This window comes from Pseudomonas sp. Marseille-Q5299 (assembly GCF_943737035.1).
GTDB lineage: Bacteria > Pseudomonadota > Gammaproteobacteria > Pseudomonadales > Pseudomonadaceae > Aquipseudomonas > Aquipseudomonas putida_E.
Window position 1 is genome coordinate 141,014 of sequence record NZ_CALSFR010000006.1, and the last position, 16,172, is coordinate 157,185.

At 62.8% G+C, this 16,172-nt stretch carries 15 protein-coding genes and 1 riboswitch; of the genes, 10 read left to right on the forward strand and 5 right to left on the reverse strand.

All coding sequences use genetic code 11. From position 1 onward, the window contains the following. Nucleotides 1-177 precede the first annotated feature (177 nt). Complete coding sequence (locus NGJ21_RS17975) at nucleotides 178-762, forward strand: YajG family lipoprotein (protein ID WP_039603065.1); 585 nt, start codon at nucleotides 178-180, stop codon at nucleotides 760-762. 74 nt (nucleotides 763-836) lie between these two features. Here NGJ21_RS17975 and NGJ21_RS17980 read toward each other — a convergent pair whose 3' ends face one another. Beyond that, entirely contained in the window at nucleotides 837-1,043 is a 207-nt protein-coding gene (locus NGJ21_RS17980) for a hypothetical protein (protein ID WP_046784546.1), read from the reverse strand. Between the two features lie 160 nt (nucleotides 1,044-1,203). Between NGJ21_RS17980 and NGJ21_RS17985 the strand changes: the two genes are divergently transcribed. After that, entirely contained in the window at nucleotides 1,204-1,464 is a 261-nt protein-coding gene (locus NGJ21_RS17985; protein WP_237859860.1) for a hypothetical protein, read from the forward strand. Nucleotides 1,465-1,495: 31 nt separating this feature from the next. Here NGJ21_RS17985 and NGJ21_RS17990 read toward each other — a convergent pair whose 3' ends face one another. After that, nucleotides 1,496-2,665 carry a 1-acyl-sn-glycerol-3-phosphate acyltransferase gene (locus tag NGJ21_RS17990; protein WP_251962464.1) on the reverse strand — a complete coding sequence of 390 codons (1,170 nt, stop codon included), beginning with the start codon at nucleotides 2,663-2,665 and terminating at the stop codon, nucleotides 1,496-1,498. A 122-nt stretch (nucleotides 2,666-2,787) separates the two neighbouring features. On the opposite strand from NGJ21_RS17990, the gene NGJ21_RS17995 reads away from it, so the two are divergent. The 4 genes from NGJ21_RS17995 (at nucleotide 2,788) to NGJ21_RS18010 (ending at nucleotide 4,782) form a co-directional block, all read left to right on the forward strand. Then, on the forward strand, nucleotides 2,788-2,973 hold the full coding sequence (locus NGJ21_RS17995; RefSeq protein ID WP_012316238.1) for a CPXCG motif-containing cysteine-rich protein: 186 nt from the start codon (nucleotides 2,788-2,790) through the stop codon (nucleotides 2,971-2,973). After that, on the forward strand, nucleotides 2,973-3,233 hold the full coding sequence (locus NGJ21_RS18000; protein ID WP_115273872.1) for a putative signal transducing protein: 261 nt from the start codon (nucleotides 2,973-2,975) through the stop codon (nucleotides 3,231-3,233). The genes NGJ21_RS17995 and NGJ21_RS18000 overlap by 1 nt, the downstream gene beginning before the upstream one ends. A gap of 15 nt (nucleotides 3,234-3,248) precedes the next feature. Continuing rightward, nucleotides 3,249-3,869 (forward strand): SOS response-associated peptidase, encoded by a 621-nt coding sequence (locus tag NGJ21_RS18005; RefSeq protein WP_115273873.1) that lies wholly within the window; start codon nucleotides 3,249-3,251, stop codon nucleotides 3,867-3,869. 97 nt (nucleotides 3,870-3,966) lie between these two features. Continuing rightward, the gene (locus NGJ21_RS18010) at nucleotides 3,967-4,782 is read left to right on the forward strand and encodes a M48 family metallopeptidase (RefSeq protein WP_012316235.1); all 816 of its coding nucleotides are present in this window, start codon (nucleotides 3,967-3,969) and stop codon (nucleotides 4,780-4,782) included. 65 nt (nucleotides 4,783-4,847) lie between these two features. Here the strand turns inward: NGJ21_RS18010 and NGJ21_RS18015 are convergent, their stop codons facing one another. The 3 genes from NGJ21_RS18015 to NGJ21_RS18025 all read right to left on the reverse strand — a co-directional run bounded on the left by NGJ21_RS18015 (nucleotide 4,848) and on the right by NGJ21_RS18025 (nucleotide 7,697). Further along, a complete protein-coding gene (locus NGJ21_RS18015; protein ID WP_174141606.1) occupies nucleotides 4,848-5,429 on the reverse strand; it encodes a TMEM165/GDT1 family protein in 582 nt (193 codons plus the stop codon). 90 nt (nucleotides 5,430-5,519) lie between these two features. Further along, a riboswitch (yybP-ykoY riboswitch) is annotated at nucleotides 5,520-5,640 on the reverse strand. A gap of 42 nt (nucleotides 5,641-5,682) precedes the next feature. Further along, complete coding sequence (locus NGJ21_RS18020) at nucleotides 5,683-6,678, reverse strand: methyltransferase (protein ID WP_125923400.1); 996 nt, start codon at nucleotides 6,676-6,678, stop codon at nucleotides 5,683-5,685. 53 nt (nucleotides 6,679-6,731) lie between these two features. After that, nucleotides 6,732-7,697, reverse strand: a complete 966-nt coding sequence (locus tag NGJ21_RS18025; RefSeq protein ID WP_046784541.1) for a 2-hydroxyacid dehydrogenase — start codon at nucleotides 7,695-7,697, stop codon at nucleotides 6,732-6,734. Nucleotides 7,698-7,857: 160 nt separating this feature from the next. Here NGJ21_RS18025 and NGJ21_RS18030 point away from each other — a divergent pair, with 160 nt between their 5' ends. The 4 genes from NGJ21_RS18030 to NGJ21_RS18045 all read left to right on the forward strand — a co-directional run bounded on the left by NGJ21_RS18030 (nucleotide 7,858) and on the right by NGJ21_RS18045 (nucleotide 16,172). Beyond that, nucleotides 7,858-9,540 (forward strand): fatty acid--CoA ligase, encoded by a 1,683-nt coding sequence (locus tag NGJ21_RS18030; protein ID WP_046784540.1) that lies wholly within the window; start codon nucleotides 7,858-7,860, stop codon nucleotides 9,538-9,540. A 331-nt stretch (nucleotides 9,541-9,871) separates the two neighbouring features. After that, the gene (locus NGJ21_RS18035; protein WP_115273876.1) at nucleotides 9,872-11,791 is read left to right on the forward strand and encodes a DUF1302 domain-containing protein; all 1,920 of its coding nucleotides are present in this window, start codon (nucleotides 9,872-9,874) and stop codon (nucleotides 11,789-11,791) included. Nucleotides 11,792-11,816: 25 nt separating this feature from the next. Further along, nucleotides 11,817-13,181, forward strand: coding sequence for a DUF1329 domain-containing protein (locus NGJ21_RS18040; RefSeq protein WP_115273877.1), 1,365 nt, complete (start codon nucleotides 11,817-11,819; stop codon nucleotides 13,179-13,181). A gap of 273 nt (nucleotides 13,182-13,454) precedes the next feature. Further along, nucleotides 13,455-16,172 (forward strand): winged helix-turn-helix domain-containing protein, encoded by a 2,718-nt coding sequence (locus tag NGJ21_RS18045; RefSeq protein WP_119687766.1) that lies wholly within the window; start codon nucleotides 13,455-13,457, stop codon nucleotides 16,170-16,172.

The following is a 16,172-nucleotide window of genomic DNA, read 5'->3' on the forward strand; positions in this document are numbered from 1 at the left end:
GCAGCGAAGATAACAGCAGGACCATGAACCGCGTGTGACAGAAGGGCCTGGCTTCAACCGGCAAGCCTCAAGAAGACGCCTGCGCCCCGTGCGGTCTGCTTTTACTTGTAGCTTGCCGCTTGTAGCGTGCCGCTAGGTATACTGTGGGCCTTTGCCGCTTTTTCTGGAGAAACACGCATGTTGCAACGTCTGTTGTTCGGTTTGCTTGCCGTGGCCAGCCTGAGCCTGGTCGGTTGTGCCCACAGCCCGCAACAACTCAGCCCGCAACCCAAGCTCAACGCCCAGCTCGCCCCGGTCGGCCACGGCCAGCCGGTGGTGGTCAAGGTGGTGGACGGCCGGGCTTCGCAGTCCCTGGGCACTCGTGGTGGCATGTACCCCGAGACCAGCACCATCAGCGTCAATGGCAATGACATCGTGCCCAAGCTGCAGGCTCAGGCCGAGGCGGCCGTACGCCTGTTGGGCTTCACCCCTTCGGCCAACGCCTCCAACGCGCCGCAACTGACCGTGACCCTGGCCGAATTGAAGTACCAGTCGCCCAAGGAAAACCTGTACGTGACCGAGGCCACCATCGGCGCCACCTTCCGTGCTGATGTGTCGAACGCCAACCGCCGTTACAGCGGCCGTTACGGCGCCTCGTTGGACCAGCGCTTCGGCATGGCGCCCAACCAGGAAACCAACACCAAGCTGGTGGGGGATGTGTTGAGCGATGCGTTGACCCGCCTGTTCAAAGACCCGACCATCGGCCAGGTGCTGGGCGAATAAGCTTTTCGCTGTACCGAGATCAAACCCGCTGCCTGCGTGCCAGGCAGCGGGTTTTTTTTGGTTTTTCGAAGGCCTCAGGCCGCTTGGATATGAAAATCCAGCACGCTCACGCCCGTCAGCAGGTCCACCTCTGGCAAATGCTCATGCGCATGCCCGCCCAGGGCGCAATACACCAGCCACTGGCGGTCCTGGACATTGATGGCAAAACCATCGATCAACGCCTGCTGTTCATCGCTCTGGGCAATGAGATAGAGGCGGTCCTGGTTTTCGGCGTGCAGCATGTACTCGCTCCTGTTCGGGAAAAGGCCGACAGGGTGGCCTGCCTTGATGACGAGCGTGTGACAGATGAAATTTAGTGACACTTTGTCGCCAAGTTCAGGCGTCGGGGCCGGCCTTCGGTAGAATGCCGGCCTTCGCTGGCGTTCTGACCGAGGTTGCGTGATGTCCTTGCAAGTGCTCTGGGGGGTTCTGGCCGCCCATCCGACCAAGCTGATCAATCTGCTGGCACTGTTGATGACCTGCCCGGGCGGGTTGCTGCTGCACAGTGCACGGCGTCGCCAGGCTATCACCCGCGAGAGCGTGGCAGTGGATGACGGGCTGGTGGATGCATTCGACCAGCGGGTGCCGCGCTATTACTACATTCTGGGCTTTTCCTGCCTGGCGATGGCCTTGCTGCTGTCCTGGTTCAGTACCTGGATCTGAACCATGCGGGGCCGCCAAGCGGCCCCTGTGGTCAGGCAACCGGCGCCTGTTGCCTGACCTGATACTGGTTGCGCACCGGCGTGGCGTATTGCAACACCAGGTATGGCCGCTGCTCCTGCGGGCAGGCGTCCAGGCGGCGTTGCCATTCTTCCTTGGCTTTTGCCAGCTCCTCGGCCGGGAACAGCTTCTCGGCGCTCGGCACCTGTAGTGCCTCATCCTTTTCGGCCCACATTGCGTAGGCCAGGTAGTGCACCGGGAACAGTCGGTAGCCACCCAGAATCTGCCGGTCGATCTCCTGCGCCAGCTGCTTGGTGTCCTCGTAGAACGCGGTTACCGGCGGGGCGAAGTTGATGTGTACCCGGCCCTTGTAGCCGGTGATGCCTTTGGCGATGCTGTTGTCGTCTTCACCTGGCGCCTTCTGATAGGTGCCGGTAGTCGCACGGATATACAGTTCGCGTGCCTTGGCCTGGTCGCAGGGGTCGTACTCGTAGCTGATCGACACCGGAGTGAGGTTAAGGCCCTGGATCACCGCACCGAAAGGCTCGTCCTTGCGGCTCATGTGGAACATCTTGAGGATGGCCGAGTCGGTGCGGTCATCACCATCCTTGGCACGGCCTTCGGCCTGGGCTATCCAGATCGAGGCGCCGTCGTTGCGGATCGAATGGTTGATGTAGGCCGAAAGCAGCTGGTAAGCCGCGAGCTTTTCGCGCCGGCCAGTGAGCGAGCGGTGGACGATGAAGCTCTTGTTCAGGCGCATCATGTCGCTGACGAACGGCTTTTGCAGCAGGTTGTCGCCAATGGCGATGCGTGGCGTCGGCAGGCCAGCGTGGTACACCGCGTAGTTGACGAAGGCCGGGTCCATGACGATGTCACGGTGGTTGGCCAGGAACAGATAGGCGGTACCGGATTTGAGTTGCTCGACGCCTGTGTACGTGACCCCGTCGGTAGCGCGCTCGATGGTGTGGTCGACGTAGTATTCGACCTTGTCCTGCAATGTGGACACGCAGGTAACCCCGGCGAACTCCTTGCGCAGGCGGCGGGCGATCAGCGGCTTGAGCAACCAGCCGAGTGCCCCGGCTGCGCGCGGGAAGCGGAAGTGGGTGAGGATATCGAGGAATGCCGGGTCGCTGAGCAGGCGTGCCAGCACGGCAGGGACCTCAGCATCGTCGTACGGTCGGATGGCATCGAATTCGCCCATCATGCTCTCTTGTTGGAAACGGCTAGGGTAATAAAGTAGGGGTGGGGCCCGAAAAACGGCTCGGACACACGCAGGCCCTGTAAACAGACCGGCAATTATACGCATAAGTCACTGCGGAGGCCGCGATGCTGGAAACCGACTTCTACGATTGCCCTTATTGCGGCGAGCGCGTGGAAACCACCGTGGACATCTCTGGTGGCGACCAGATGTATACCGAAGACTGCCAGGTATGTTGTCAGCCGGTGGTGTTCATCCTGCAGGTGCACGGCGACGAATGGATGCTCGAAGTCAGACGCGAGGACGATGCCTGATGCGGCGGATCTACGAACCGGAAACCTTGCTGGAGGCAGAAATGCTCGCTGGCATGCTGGCCAGCGAGGGTATCGAGGTGCACCTGATCGGCCGTGACCTGATGGGCGGTGTTGGCGAGTTGCCGATGCAAGGCTTGCTCGGGCTCGCCGTGGCCGATGAGCAGGCAGGTTACGCACGGCAGCTGATCGATGCGTACAATGGCGCCCAGCCGCTTGTCGGCGACGAACCGGAGAGCTATCCCGGTACCTTGATCTGCTAGGTTCTGAAATCGCCCATGTGTGGACGCTATGCCCTGTTTCGCTGGCCCCAGGTGCTGGCAAGCCTGCCAGGCTTTCCTGCCGGTCAGCCGGCGCAATGGAATATCTCGCCCGGCGCTTCGGTGCTGATCCAGCGCCAGGTCGACGGCCAGATGCAGTTGGCCAAGGCGCGCTGGGGCCTGACCCCGGCCTGGCTCACTGACCTCTCACGCACCCCCGCGCATGCCCGGGCCGAAACCCTGGCCGAGCAACCGATGTTCCGCGAAGCGTTACGTCTGCGGCGCTGCCTGATGCCAGCCAACGGTTTTTACGAATGGCGTGGCACGGTGCGCAAACGGCCGTACTGGTTGACGCCGGGGGAGGGTTCGTCGTTGTATTTCGCGGCCATATGGGAAGCCTACCCGGTCCAGGACCAGGTGTGGCTGAGCTGTGCGGTGGTGACCCAGGCGGCGATGAACCAACGCCGGCCGTTGATTCTCGATGAGGCGGGGCAGGCCGCATGGCTGGCCCCTGACACACCGCTGCCGCGTCTGCATGAGCTGCTCGCCAGCCCACCGGCCACGCTACGTGAGCGGGCGCTGGCGAATTTCGTCAATGACCCGAAGCTGGATGCGCCCGAGTGCCTGACGCCGGCCTGATGAGGCCGGTACTGGCGAAGAAAATCTTCCCTGCGGCTCTGGTAGCCCATGGGCGACTCGGCCTAGGATATCCCGCATGTAAAAAGGGAGTGTTTTCATGCGTAAGTCTTTTGTCGTCAGCCTCTTGAGCGCTGGCATCCTGCTGGCTGGCTGCCAGGCGGTCAATACCACCAGCGGCGGTGCTGTCGGCGTCGAGCGCAAGCAGTACATGTTCAGCATGCTCTCGACCGATGAGGTCAACCAGATGTACGCCCAGTCGTACCAGCAGACCCTTGGCGAGGCGTCGAACAAGGGCGTGCTGGACAAGTCCAGCGCCGATGCCAGGCGCGTGCAGGTGATTGCCGACCGGCTGATCGCCCAGGCGCCGAAATTCCGCCCGGATGCCGCCCAGTGGCAGTGGGAGGTCAATGTGATCAAGAGCGATGAGCTCAACGCCAACTGCGGCCCTGGCGGCAAGATCATCGTCTACACCGGCCTGATCGACCAGCTCAAGCTTACCGATGCCGAGATTGCGGCAGTGGTGGGGCATGAGATCGCCCACGCGCTGCGTGAACACAGTCGCGAAGCGATGTCCAAGGCTTACGGTGTGGAAATGGCCCGCCAGGGCGCAGGTGCGCTGTTTGGCCTTGGCCAGAACAGCATTGCGCTGGCAGACCAGGTGGTGAACTACGCCATGACCTTGCCCAACAGCCGCGCCAACGAGAACGAAGCCGACCTGATCGGCCTGGAACTGTCGGCGCGTGCCGGCTACGACCCGAATGCCGCGATCACCTTGTGGAACAAGATGAGCAAGGCGTCCGAGGGTGCGCCACCTGAGTTCATGAGCACTCACCCGGCCTCGGACAGCCGGATCGCCTCGTTGCAGGCGGCAATTCCCAAGGTCATGCCGCTGTATCAGGCCGCCAAGAAGTAAGAGCAGCTACAAGCTACAAGCAAGAGCAGTACGCGTACATCTGCTCTTTCTTGCAGCTTGCAGCTTTACCCCACCCACCCACTGGTTTTCATTGCCGAGTAGACGGCGACGATCGCCAGTACGATGAAGGCCGTCGCGGCCAGGCGGCGAATCAGCGTCAGCGGCAGCTTTTCTGCGGCGAAATTGCCCGCCAGGACTACTGGCACGTTCGCAATCAGCATGCCCAGCGTGGTACCGATGATGACCATGATCAGGTGCGGGTACTGGGCTGCCAGCATCACCGTGGCCACTTGGGTCTTGTCACCGATCTCGGCCAGGAAGAACGCGATCAGCGTGGTCAGGAACGGGCCGAAGCGACGCGCAGGGTTTTCATCATCATCCATCTTGTCCGGCACCAGGGTCCACAGGGCCGTGGCGGTAAAGCTCGCGGCGAGAATCCAGTGCAGCGTCGACTCGCTGAAGAACCCGCTGACCCAGGCGCCCACGGCACCTGCGGCGGCATGGTTGGCCAGGGTGGCGGCGATGATGCCGGCGATGATCGGCCAGGGCTTGCGGAAGCGAGCAGCCAGAATGAGCGCGAGCAATTGCGTCTTGTCGCCGATTTCGGCAAGCGCGACGATCGCGGTAGGTACGAGGAGCGATTCCAGCATCAGGGTTCCTGTGGGGGCGGGTCGACACGGCTATGACACGTACAGCCTCCCCGCCCCGGGTAAGGTGTGCGTGTCATAGGTCTTGTCAAACCCTGGACCTGTCTGCGCAGATCGTGGGTCGCACGCGCCATGGCCTGTGGGCCAAGTGTGTTGACGCGTGCCGGGCAAGCAGGGTGCTTGCGGGAGACTACTCCCCTAGGACGGTGCGGATTCTGCCTAGCCGAAACGCTTTGGGCAAGCCCTGTTTTTATCAGCGTGTTGCTTGATAGATGCGAAAACCGTCTGCCTCGGCACAGGTCCGACAGTTGCCCAGCGCGCCTTCGATCAGAGGCTGGTAACGCAGGAAACTGTTGGCGACCAAGCGCATTTCGCCGCCTTTTCGCAGATGTTGGCCTGATTTTTTCAGCAGGTTTTCCGATGCCTGGTAGTTGGTGTGCACACCGGTATGGAACGGCGGGTTACTCAGGATCAGGCTCAAGTCGCCGGGTGCAGCATCGATACCGTCGCCACTGATAACTTCACCTTCCAGCTGATTGGCCGCCAGCGTCAGGCGGCTGGCCGCCACGGCGAAGGCGTCTACGTCCAGCATCGTGACCCGGCTCTGTGGGTAACGGCGTTTGACTGTGGCGCCGAGTACACCGGCACCGCAGCCAAAGTCCAGTACATGGCCCACTGGCAGGTTATCCAGGTGCTTGAGCAGCAACGCTGTGCCGCGGTCCAGGCGGCCGTGGCTGAACACGCCAGGCAGGCTGACCACCTGCAGCGGGCCGTCTTCCAGTTCAAGCGCGAAGCGTTCGGCCAGGCTTTCCAGTGGCTTGGCTTCGGGCGCGTTGTCCACGGTGACCTGCCACAGCTGGCAATGCCGGGCACTGTCGAGCTTGCGTGGCTTGCCCAGGGCCTGCAAATGCTTGGCCGCGCCTTCGATGCCGCCGCGCTTTTCGCCCACCAGGTAGAGTTCGCCGCCGTCCAGGCGTGACGCCAGTGCGTTTAGCAGGTAGGCCGCCAGTTCGCGCGACTTGGGCAGGAACAGTACGGCCGCCTCGAAGGCGACCGGCGGCACGTCGACGCCGTAATGGCTACGCCCGGCAAAGCGGGCGTCGAGCATGGCCTGATCACCCGCGTGCCAGGTCCAGGCATTGGCCTTTGGCAACTGGCCGAGCAGGTCATCGGCGGGGGCGCCGGCAATCAGCAGTGGACCCTGGAACAGGTCCGCCTGGCGGAGCAAAACTTCACTGCGCGGGTCCATGGACGACGCCTCCTGAAAAAAGTGGCGCAGTGTAGCAGAGCCTGCCCTTGCGCTCAGCTGACCACGCGGCGTGGCTGGCCGGCAAAGAATGCCTGGGCGTTCTCGCTGAGCTGGCCGACGATGCGCTGGCGCGATTCCACCGCGCCCCAGGCGCTGTGCGGCGTGATCAGTAGGCGCGGGATGTCGCCGGCCAGCAGCGGGTTGCCGTTGACCGGCGGCTCGACGCTCAGCACGTCGGTGGCGGCGCCGCCCAGATGGCCGCGACGAAGGGTGTCGGCCAGGGCCTGCTCGTCTATCAGGCCGCCACGTGCGGTATTGACCACCAGCGCGCCGGGCTTGAGCAATGCCAGCTCACGTGCGCCGATCATGTGCCGTGTGTGTTCGTTGAGGGGGCAGTGCAACGTCAGGGCATCGACCTGCGGCAGCAGTTCGTCCAGCGGCAGGCGATCGTTGCGCGCCGGGCGCCCGGGGATCTGCCCGCTCAGCACGCGCATGCCAAAGGCTTCAGCAAGCCGCGCGACGGCGCCACCGAGTTCGCCATGGCCGAGCAGGCCTAGGGTTTTGCCTTCCAGTTCCACGATCGGGAAGTCCAGCAGGCAGAACTGGCTGGCCTTGGCCCATTGGCCATCGGCCACCGCCTGGTTGTAGTCGCACAAGCGCGTGGCCAGCGCCAGCAGCAGGGCCAGGGTGTGCTGTGCCACCGAGGGCGTGCCGTAGCCTTGGCAATTGCAGACGGTGATGCCCTGGGCGCGGGCGGCAGCCAGGTCGACGTTGTTGGTGCCGGTGGCAGCGACCAGGATCAGCTTGAGCTGTGGGTTGGCAGACAGGGCGTTGGCGTCGAGCATGACCTTGTTGCTGATCACCGCAACGGCGCCCTGCAGGCGCTCGGCTACCTGATCCGGGCGGGTGGCGTCGTACAGTTCGAACGCGTCGAACTGGCTCTGCAAAGGTGAGAGGTCGAGGTCACCAAGGTCCAGGGATTCATGATCGAGAAACACAGCGCGACGCGGGCTGGGCATAGGTACGGCTCCAGTGGCAGGGCAAGGGTTGATCCATCGACCGAACAATGCCACTCATACCTCGCGCAGCCAAATCATTCCTTCGACTGATTTGACCGTCACATTGGCGAACTACAGTAGACACAGACTTGTCCGGCTCGCTTTTCAAGAAGGGATAACCATGCTGCAGACCCGCATCATCAAGCCCGCCGAGGGCGCCTACAGCTTTCCTCTGCTGATCAAACGCCTGCTGATGTCCGGCAGCCGCTATGAGAAGACCCGCGAGATCGTCTACCGCGACCAGTTGCGGCTGACCTATCCACAGCTCAACGAGCGTATCGCCCGCCTGGCCAACGTGCTGACCGAAGCCGGGGTCAAGGCCGGTGACACCGTGGCGGTGATGGATTGGGACAGCCACCGTTATCTGGAATGCATGTTCGCCATCCCGATGATCGGCGCGGTGGTGCACACCATCAACGTGCGTCTGTCGCCTGAGCAGATCCTCTACACCATGAACCATGCCGAGGACCGCTTCGTGCTGGTCAACAGCGATTTTGTCGGCCTTTACCAGGCCATTGCCGGGCAGTTGACCACGGTCGACAAGACCCTGCTGTTGACCGATGGCCCGGACAAGACCGCCGAACTGCCGAACCTGGTGGGCGAGTACGAGCAATTGCTGGCGGCGGCCAGCCCGCATTACGACTTCCCGGATTTCGACGAGAACTCGGTCGCCACCACGTTCTACACCACCGGCACCACAGGTAACCCCAAGGGCGTCTACTTCACCCACCGCCAGTTGGTGCTGCACACCTTGGCCGAGGCCTCGGTGACCGGCAGTATCGACAGCGTCCGCCTGCTTGGCAGCAATGATGTGTACATGCCCATCACGCCCATGTTTCACGTGCATGCCTGGGGCATCCCGTACGCGGCGACCATGCTCGGTCTGAAACAGGTGTACCCGGGCCGCTACGAGCCCGACATGCTGATCAAGCTCTGGCGGGACGAGAAGGTCACCTTCTCGCACTGTGTACCCACCATCCTGCAGATGCTGCTCAATTGTCCGAGCTCCCAGGGCCAGGACTTCGGCGGCTGGAAGATCATCATCGGTGGCAGTGCGCTCAACCGCTCGCTATATCAAGCGGCGCTGGCCCGGGGCATTCAGCTGACTGCAGCCTATGGCATGTCCGAAACGTGCCCGCTGATTTCTGCCGCCCACCTGAACGATGAGCTGCAGGCCGGCAGCGAAGACGAACGCGTGACCTACCGCATCAAGGCCGGTGTTCCGGTACCGCTGGTGGAAGCTGCGATCGTCGATGGCGATGGCAATTTCCTCCCGGCAGATGGCGAGACTCAAGGTGAGCTGGTGCTGCGTGCGCCTTGGTTGACCATGGGCTATTTCAAGGAGCCGGAGAAAAGCGAGGAGCTGTGGCAGGGTGGCTGGCTGCACACCGGTGACGTCGCCACACTCGACGGCATGGGTTACATAGACATTCGCGACCGCATCAAGGACGTGATCAAGACTGGGGGTGAATGGATCTCCTCCCTGGACCTCGAGGACCTGATCAGCCGGCATCCTGGAGTGCGCGAGGTTGCAGTGGTTGGGGTCGCCGACCCGCAGTGGGGGGAGCGCCCGTTCGCCCTGCTGGTGGTGCATGACGGCCAGGCTGTCGATGCCAAGGCGTTGAAGGAACACCTCAAGCCATTTGTAGAGCAAGGGCACATCAACAAGTGGGCGATTCCCTGCCAGATCGCCGTTGTTACAGAAATTCCCAAGACCAGTGTCGGGAAGCTCGACAAGAAGCGCATCCGCCAGGACATCGTCCAGTGGCAGGCGAGTAACAGCGCCTTCCTTTCCACGCTGTAACCGCGTTGCGGGTCGTGTACCCCGGGGCACGACCCGCAGGCCAGAGCGGCCGTCACCTTGCCAATCGGTAAAAATCGGCCATGCTTGGGCACTGCCGGTGCGTAACCTGGGAACACGCCAGGGCGAATTGGCCAACGGTGTGCAAATCACACTTTAGAGGGATCAAGCACCTTGGTCTGCTGGCTATAGTCGGGGCCAGGGGATTTTCAGGAATGGGGGAGGGCGACACGCGCAACACGTGTCGCCACGGGCGCAAGCCTGCATACCGGTCGCACGGGCCGTTCTTGAAAGGACTCACTGCCATAACAAAAAAGTACATGGAGTAGCGTCGATGACATCTGCAAACCCGTTCTGGCGTCGGGCCAAGCTACCTTTGGCCGTCAGCCTTGCTTCCACGCTCGCAAGCCCTGCTTTCGCGGTCAGTTTCAACATCGGGGAAATCGAAGGCCAGTTCGACTCGTCGCTCTCCGTCGGGGCCAGCTGGTCGACCGCCAACCCCAACAGCAACCTGATCGGCGCCAACAACGGCGGCAAGGGTCTTTCGCAAACCTCGGACGATGGTCACCTCAACTTCAAGAAAGGCGAAACCTTCTCGAAGATCTTCAAAGGTATCCACGACCTTGAACTGAAGTATGGCGACACCGGCATCTTCGTGCGGGGCAAGTACTGGTACGACTTCGAACTCAAGGACGAGAACCGCGAGTTCAAGGACATCAGCGATTCGAACCGCAAGGAGGGCGCCAAATCGTCTGGCGCCGAACTGCTCGACGCGTTCGTCTACCACAACTACGCCATCGGTGATCAACCCGGCTCGGTGCGTCTGGGCAAGCAGGTAGTGAGCTGGGGGGAGAGTACCTTCATTGGCGGCGGCATCAACGCAGTCAACCCGATCGACGTTTCTGCGTTCCGCCGGCCAGGGGCTGAAATCAAGGAAGGCCTGATCCCCGTCAACATGTTCTACGTCTCGCAAAGCCTCACCGACAACCTGTCGACCGAAGCTTTCTACCAGATCGAGTGGGACCAGACCGTTGTCGACAACTGCGGCACATTCTTCTCCCAGCCCGACGTGATCGCCGACGGCTGCGACAACAACCTGGCCGTGCTGGCCACGCAGAACACCTTGGCCAGCCGGCTTGGGCCGCTGGCTGCGCCAGTCGCGGCCACTCTGGCCGCACGCGGCGTGAGTTACGGCTCCCCCGATGAGGGCGTGATCGTCCGTCGTGGCGCGGACCGCGATGCTCGGGACAGTGGTCAGTTCGGCGTTGCCCTGCGCTACATGTACGAGCCGCTCAATACCGAATTCGGTGGCTACTTCATGAACTACCACAGCCGTGCGCCAATCTTCAGCGGTCGCGGTGCCGATGCCCAGTACTACAGCACAAGCGGCCTGGCGGGCGCGCTGGTCAGTGCGGGTGTGCCGTCTGCTGCGCTGGCGAGCCTGTTGCCAAGCCTTATGCCGTTGCAGGTCGCAGGCAACTCCAGCTACTACGTGGAGTATCCGGAAGACATCCGTTTGTATGGTCTGAGCTTCTCGACCACACTGCCTACCGGTACCGCCTGGAGTGGCGAGATCAGCTACCGGCCGAACGCTCCGGTGCAGTTGAATACCACCGATATCCTCTATTCGGGCCTGACGCCGCTCAATCCGGATGTCTCTGTGTTGCAGGGAACACCGGGTGCCGACCAGCCTGGTTATCGTCGCAAGGAAATCACCCAGCTGCAGACAACCTTCACCCACTTCTTCGATCAGGTGATGGGGGCAGAGCGGCTGACCATGGTCGGCGAAATCGGCTGGACCCACGTCGGCGGCCTGGAAAGCACATCCAAGATGCGTTACGGGCGTGACCCGGTGTTCGGCCCGGGGCCTCTGCCCAATGGCCAGTGCGAGGCGCTCAACAGCAGTACCCTGGGCACCGCCGATGCCAACAACGTATCGCGCTACTGCGAGAACGATGGCTATACAACGTCTGATTCCTGGGGCTATCGCGTTCGCGCTATCTGGGACTACAACAACGTCATTGCCGGTGTGAACCTGCGCCCCAGCGTAGCCTGGTCGCATGACGTCGATGGTTACTCGCCGGGCCCTGGCGGCAACTTCGAGGAAGGCCGCAAGGCAGTCAGCCTTGGGCTGGACGCCGAATACCAGCAGACCTACACCGCGAGCCTTTCGTACACCAACTTCTTCGACGGCAAGTACAGCACCGTGGATGATCGCGACTTCCTCGCCCTCAGCTTCGGCGTGAACTTCTAAGCACACAGATCCAGGACGACACGACATGAACAAGACCAGAAGTCTGCTGCAAGCCGGTGTACTGGGCCTGTCCCTGCTGGCAACCGGCGTCATGGCTGCGGTTTCCGCCGATGAAGCGGCAAAGCTGGGCAGCACCCTGACCCCGATGGGCGCGGAAAAGGCCGGTAACGCCGACGGTTCCATCGGCCCGTGGCAACCGTTGTCAAAGACCGCAGGCAGCGTCGATGCCAAGGGCTTCCTTTCCGACCCGTATGGCAGCGACAAGCCGCTGTTCACCATCACCGCGCAGAACGTTGACCAGTACAAGGACAAGCTGTCGCCAGGCCAGGTGGCGATGTTCAAACGCTACCCAGAAACCTTCAAGATACCGGTGTACAAGACCCATCGTGGCTCCACGGTGCCTGACGAGGTGTTCGCCGCAATCAAGAAGAATGCCACCGCGACCACGCTGGTCGAAGGCGGCAACGGGCTGAACAACTTCCAGACCGCAGTGCCATTTCCCATCCCCAAGAGTGGCATTGAGGTTATCTGGAACCACATCACCCGCTACCGTGGTGGCAGCGTCAGCCGTTTGGTAACCCAGGCCACGCCGCAGCAGAACGGCTCCTACAGCCTGGTGTACTTCGCCGATCAGTTCGTCTTCCGCGACAAGATGAAGGACTTCGATCCGAACAACCCGGGCAACGTCCTCTTCTACTTCAAACAGGAAGTGACCGCGCCAGCGCGTCTGGCCGGTACCGTGCTGCTGGTGCATGAAACCCTCGACCAGGTGAAAGAACCGCGCAAGGCGTGGATCTACAACGCCGGCCAGCGTCGCGTGCGCCAGGCGCCGCAGGTGTCGTATGACGGGCCGGGTACCGCAGCGGATGGCCTGCGTACTTCGGACAACCTGGACATGTACAACGGTGCGCCAGACCGCTACGACTGGAAGCTTGAAGGCAAGAAGGAGATGTACATCGCCTCCAACGCTTACAAACTCGACGATCCGAAGCTCAAGTACGCCGACATCCTCAAGGCCGGTCACATCAATCAGGACCTGACCCGCTATGAGCTGCGCCGGGTCTGGCATGTGGTTGCAACGCTCAAGCCGGGGCAGCGCCACATCTATGCCAAGCGCGACTTCTATATCGACGAGGACACCTGGCAGGCAGCGGTGATCGACCAGTATGACGGCCGCGGCCAGCTATGGCGGGTTTCCGAGGCGCATGCCCAGGACTACTACAATGTTCAGGTACCGTGGTACACCCTGGAGGCCATCTACGACCTGCAATCGGGCCGTTATCTGGCCTTGGGCATGAAGAACGAAGAGAAGCGCGCCTACGACTTCGGCTTCAGTGCCAGCAAGGCAGACTTCCAGCCAGCTGCGCTGCGCCAGTCGGGTATTCGTTGAACCGCTAGTGCTGCACACCTTGTGATACTCCCAGAACGCCCCGGCTTGCCGGGGCGTTTCTGTTCCAGCCCCTTGTTGTACTGGCCGGCGCAGTCATAAAACGGGTGAATACCTCGCCAAACCCCGCGCCAGCCCTCTGTCCATCAGGCTTGTCGTTTTTTGTCGTAGTCTTTTACAGGCCATTTGCGCCCATCATCTTCAAATGCGCCGCGTTACCCGCTAGTCTCGGAACAATCCGTATCGCCGTAGTCTTCCAACCAGAACGAGCCGGCCATGACTGATTTGTCCCGTACGCATGGAGTCGCCAGCCAGGCCGTGGGCCTGCTGGACGGGCGCTTCTTCCGGCCGCCGCTGCCGCACGGCCACGTGCCGCGTGCGCGCCTGTGCCAGCGTTTGCAGGCCGGCCTCAGCGGCCGTTTGTTGCTGGTCAATGCCCCGGCAGGCTTCGGCAAGAGCTCCCTTGCCATCGAATTCTGCGAGGCGCTGCCCGACCATTGGCGCAGCCTCTGGCTTGGGCTCAGCCAGCGCGATGCTGACCCGGGCCGTTTTCTCGAACGCTTGCTTGAGGGGCTGCAGCAGTACTGCCCGGCGTTGGGCGGCCAAGCCATGGGCCTGTTGAAAATGCGCCAGCGCCACCAACCCTTCGCGTTCGAGGAATGGATCGACGGCCTGCTCGACGAGTTGGCGTTGTACCTGCAAGCCGATACACCCTTGCTGCTGGTACTGGACGACTATCACCTGGCCCAGGGGCCGGTGCTCGATCGCTGCCTGCAGTTTTTTCTCAACCACTTGCCGGGCGGCTTGGTGTTGCTGGTCACCAGCCGCCAGCGGCCAGACTGGCACCTGGCGCGGCTGCGGCTCTCACGGCAACTGGTCGAGATCAACGAGCAGGAGCTGCGCCTGACGCCCGACGAGGCCCTGGCCGTTATTGGTCGCCAGCCTACAGGCCTGCGCGGCCAGGCCTTGGACAACCTGATCCAGCGCAGCGACGGCTGGGTTGCCGGGTTGCGGTTCTGGCAACTGGCGGCGAGCGAGTCCGGCGACGAGCATGCGCTGCCCCAGGCCCTGCATGGCGGGGAAGGGTTGATCCGCGATTACCTGCTGGAAGAAGTCATCGAAATCCTGCCTGAGGACGTGCAGGCGTTTCTGTTCGACACTGCGTGCCAGGAGCGCTTCTGCGCGGCGTTGTGCGATGCCCTGCGTCAGCGCGACGACAGCGCGGCCATCCTTCGTTACCTGCAGGCGCACCAGGTGTTTCTGGTGCCGCTGGACGAGCATGGGCACTGGTATCGCTACCATCACCTGTTCTCCGACCTGTTGCGCAGCCGCCAGTCCAATGAACCGCAGGCGCGCCTGCACCTGCGTGCCTGCCGTTGGTTCCAGGCTCAGGGGCTGCTTGACGAAGCGGTGGAGCAAGCCCTGCGGGCTGGCCATCTGGACGTTGCCGCCGACCTGGTGCAGAGCCTGTCGGAGGAGCAACTGCTGGCCGAGCAGAACGTCGGCATGCTGCTGCGCTGGAAGATGGACTTGCCCGACAGCCTGCTGATCAGTACGCCCCGGCTGATCGTGCTGTACAGCTGGGCGCTGGGCCTGGCCTGCCAATTGGACGCAGCCGAAGAGCTGGCAAGCTACCTCAGCCGCTTTTTGCCAGCTCCTTCAGCCACCGCGCAAAGGTCCATGCTGGCCCAGTGGCTGGCCTTGAGCGGGGTAATTGCGCGTGGCCGCGGTGATCGCGAACGCACCCTGGCCTATTGTGGTGAGGCGCTGCAAAGCCTGCCGTGCAAACGTTATGGGCAGCGTCTGGTGTGCCTGTCGACGCTGTCCAACCTGGCCATTGCCGATGGCGACTTCTGGCGGGCGCGTGGTTGGAACCGCGAGGCGCTGGAGTTGGCCCAGCGGGTTGGCAACCCCTTGTTCGAAGCCTTGGCGCACTACGACCGTGCCCGGGTGCTGCATGCCAGGGGCGAGGCGCTGCGCGCGCTGGACGAGGTGCGCCAGGGGCTGCAACGCCTCCAGGGCCTTTCGGCCCAGCGGCTGTATGCCGTGCGCGCGCGGCTGACCTTGTACGAGGGCTACCTGCTGGTGACGCGCCTGCAACCTGCGCAAGGGCGTGCGCGCTTGCGTGCGGGGCTGGGCGAGGCGCGCGCCTGTCGCGATATCAGCGTGCTGATAGGCCACTGTGTGATCGCTACCCTCGACGGGCGTGAAGGGCGCTACGCCGACGCCTTCGCCGAGCTGGCCGAAGCCGAGAGGCTGATGCATATCTGGGACGTGCCGCCGATCTTCTACCTGGCCATGATCACGCTGGTGAAGTGCGAATTGTGGCTGGCGCAGGGGCGTACCGACCTGGCCGAGTCCTGGTTGCTGCGCCTGGGCCAGACCTACGGTGGCGAGCAGCCTGCGGCGGCGCCGGAGTTCCACCCGTTGTTAGCGCTGCACATCGAGTTGCAGCAGGCCTTGCTCGAACGCATCCAGGGCCGCAGTGAGGATGCCGCTGCGCGCTTGCGCGGCCTGGTCGAGCGCGGGCAGGCCGGCGGTGGCATGATGCTGACCTTGAGCGCGCTGTGCCAGTGGATCACCTTGTCCTTGGAGCACGGTGGCGAGGCGCAGGCTGCCGAGCGCTTGCCCATGGCTCTGGCAGCGGCCCAGGGCGGGGTGATGCAGCCGTTTCAGCGGTTGATCGAGCTGCACCCGCTGTGGCTTCGCGAGCAGTTGCTCGCACGTCCTGCCTGCAAGGTCCAGGTCGAGCTGCTGGCTCGTCTGCCCGAGCAGGCCGCGCCGAGCAGCGGCACGTGCGAGGCGCTCAGTGGTCGTGAGCTGGCAGTGCTGGAATTGATCGCCCAAGGCTGCTCGAACCAGCAGATCAGCGAGCGCCTGTTCATCTCGCTGCACACCGTCAAGACCCACGCCAGCCATATCAACAGCAAGCTCGGGGTGGAGCGGCGTACCCAGGCGGTGGCACGGGCCAAGTCGTTGGGCCTGCTGGCCTGA

What these genes read in the sequence shown, in the direction of transcription:
- NGJ21_RS17975 (WP_039603065.1), top strand. Translation starts at nt 178, where the DNA reads ATGTTGCAACGTCTGTTGTTCGGTTTGCTTGCCGTGGCCAGCCTGAGC.
- NGJ21_RS17980 (WP_046784546.1), bottom strand. Translation starts at nt 1,043, where the DNA reads ATGCTGCACGCCGAAAACCAGGACCGCCTCTATCTCATTGCCCAGAGC.
- NGJ21_RS17985 (WP_237859860.1), top strand. Translation starts at nt 1,204, where the DNA reads ATGTCCTTGCAAGTGCTCTGGGGGGTTCTGGCCGCCCATCCGACCAAG.
- NGJ21_RS17990 (WP_251962464.1), bottom strand. Translation starts at nt 2,665, where the DNA reads ATGATGGGCGAATTCGATGCCATCCGACCGTACGACGATGCTGAGGTC.
- NGJ21_RS17995 (WP_012316238.1), top strand. Translation starts at nt 2,788, where the DNA reads ATGCTGGAAACCGACTTCTACGATTGCCCTTATTGCGGCGAGCGCGTG.
- NGJ21_RS18000 (WP_115273872.1), top strand. Translation starts at nt 2,973, where the DNA reads ATGCGGCGGATCTACGAACCGGAAACCTTGCTGGAGGCAGAAATGCTC.
- NGJ21_RS18005 (WP_115273873.1), top strand. Translation starts at nt 3,249, where the DNA reads ATGTGTGGACGCTATGCCCTGTTTCGCTGGCCCCAGGTGCTGGCAAGC.
- NGJ21_RS18010 (WP_012316235.1), top strand. Translation starts at nt 3,967, where the DNA reads ATGCGTAAGTCTTTTGTCGTCAGCCTCTTGAGCGCTGGCATCCTGCTG.
- NGJ21_RS18020 (WP_125923400.1), bottom strand. Translation starts at nt 6,678, where the DNA reads ATGGACCCGCGCAGTGAAGTTTTGCTCCGCCAGGCGGACCTGTTCCAG.
- NGJ21_RS18025 (WP_046784541.1), bottom strand. Translation starts at nt 7,697, where the DNA reads ATGCCCAGCCCGCGTCGCGCTGTGTTTCTCGATCATGAATCCCTGGAC.
- NGJ21_RS18030 (WP_046784540.1), top strand. Translation starts at nt 7,858, where the DNA reads ATGCTGCAGACCCGCATCATCAAGCCCGCCGAGGGCGCCTACAGCTTT.
- NGJ21_RS18035 (WP_115273876.1), top strand. Translation starts at nt 9,872, where the DNA reads ATGACATCTGCAAACCCGTTCTGGCGTCGGGCCAAGCTACCTTTGGCC.
- NGJ21_RS18040 (WP_115273877.1), top strand. Translation starts at nt 11,817, where the DNA reads ATGAACAAGACCAGAAGTCTGCTGCAAGCCGGTGTACTGGGCCTGTCC.
- NGJ21_RS18045 (WP_119687766.1), top strand. Translation starts at nt 13,455, where the DNA reads ATGACTGATTTGTCCCGTACGCATGGAGTCGCCAGCCAGGCCGTGGGC.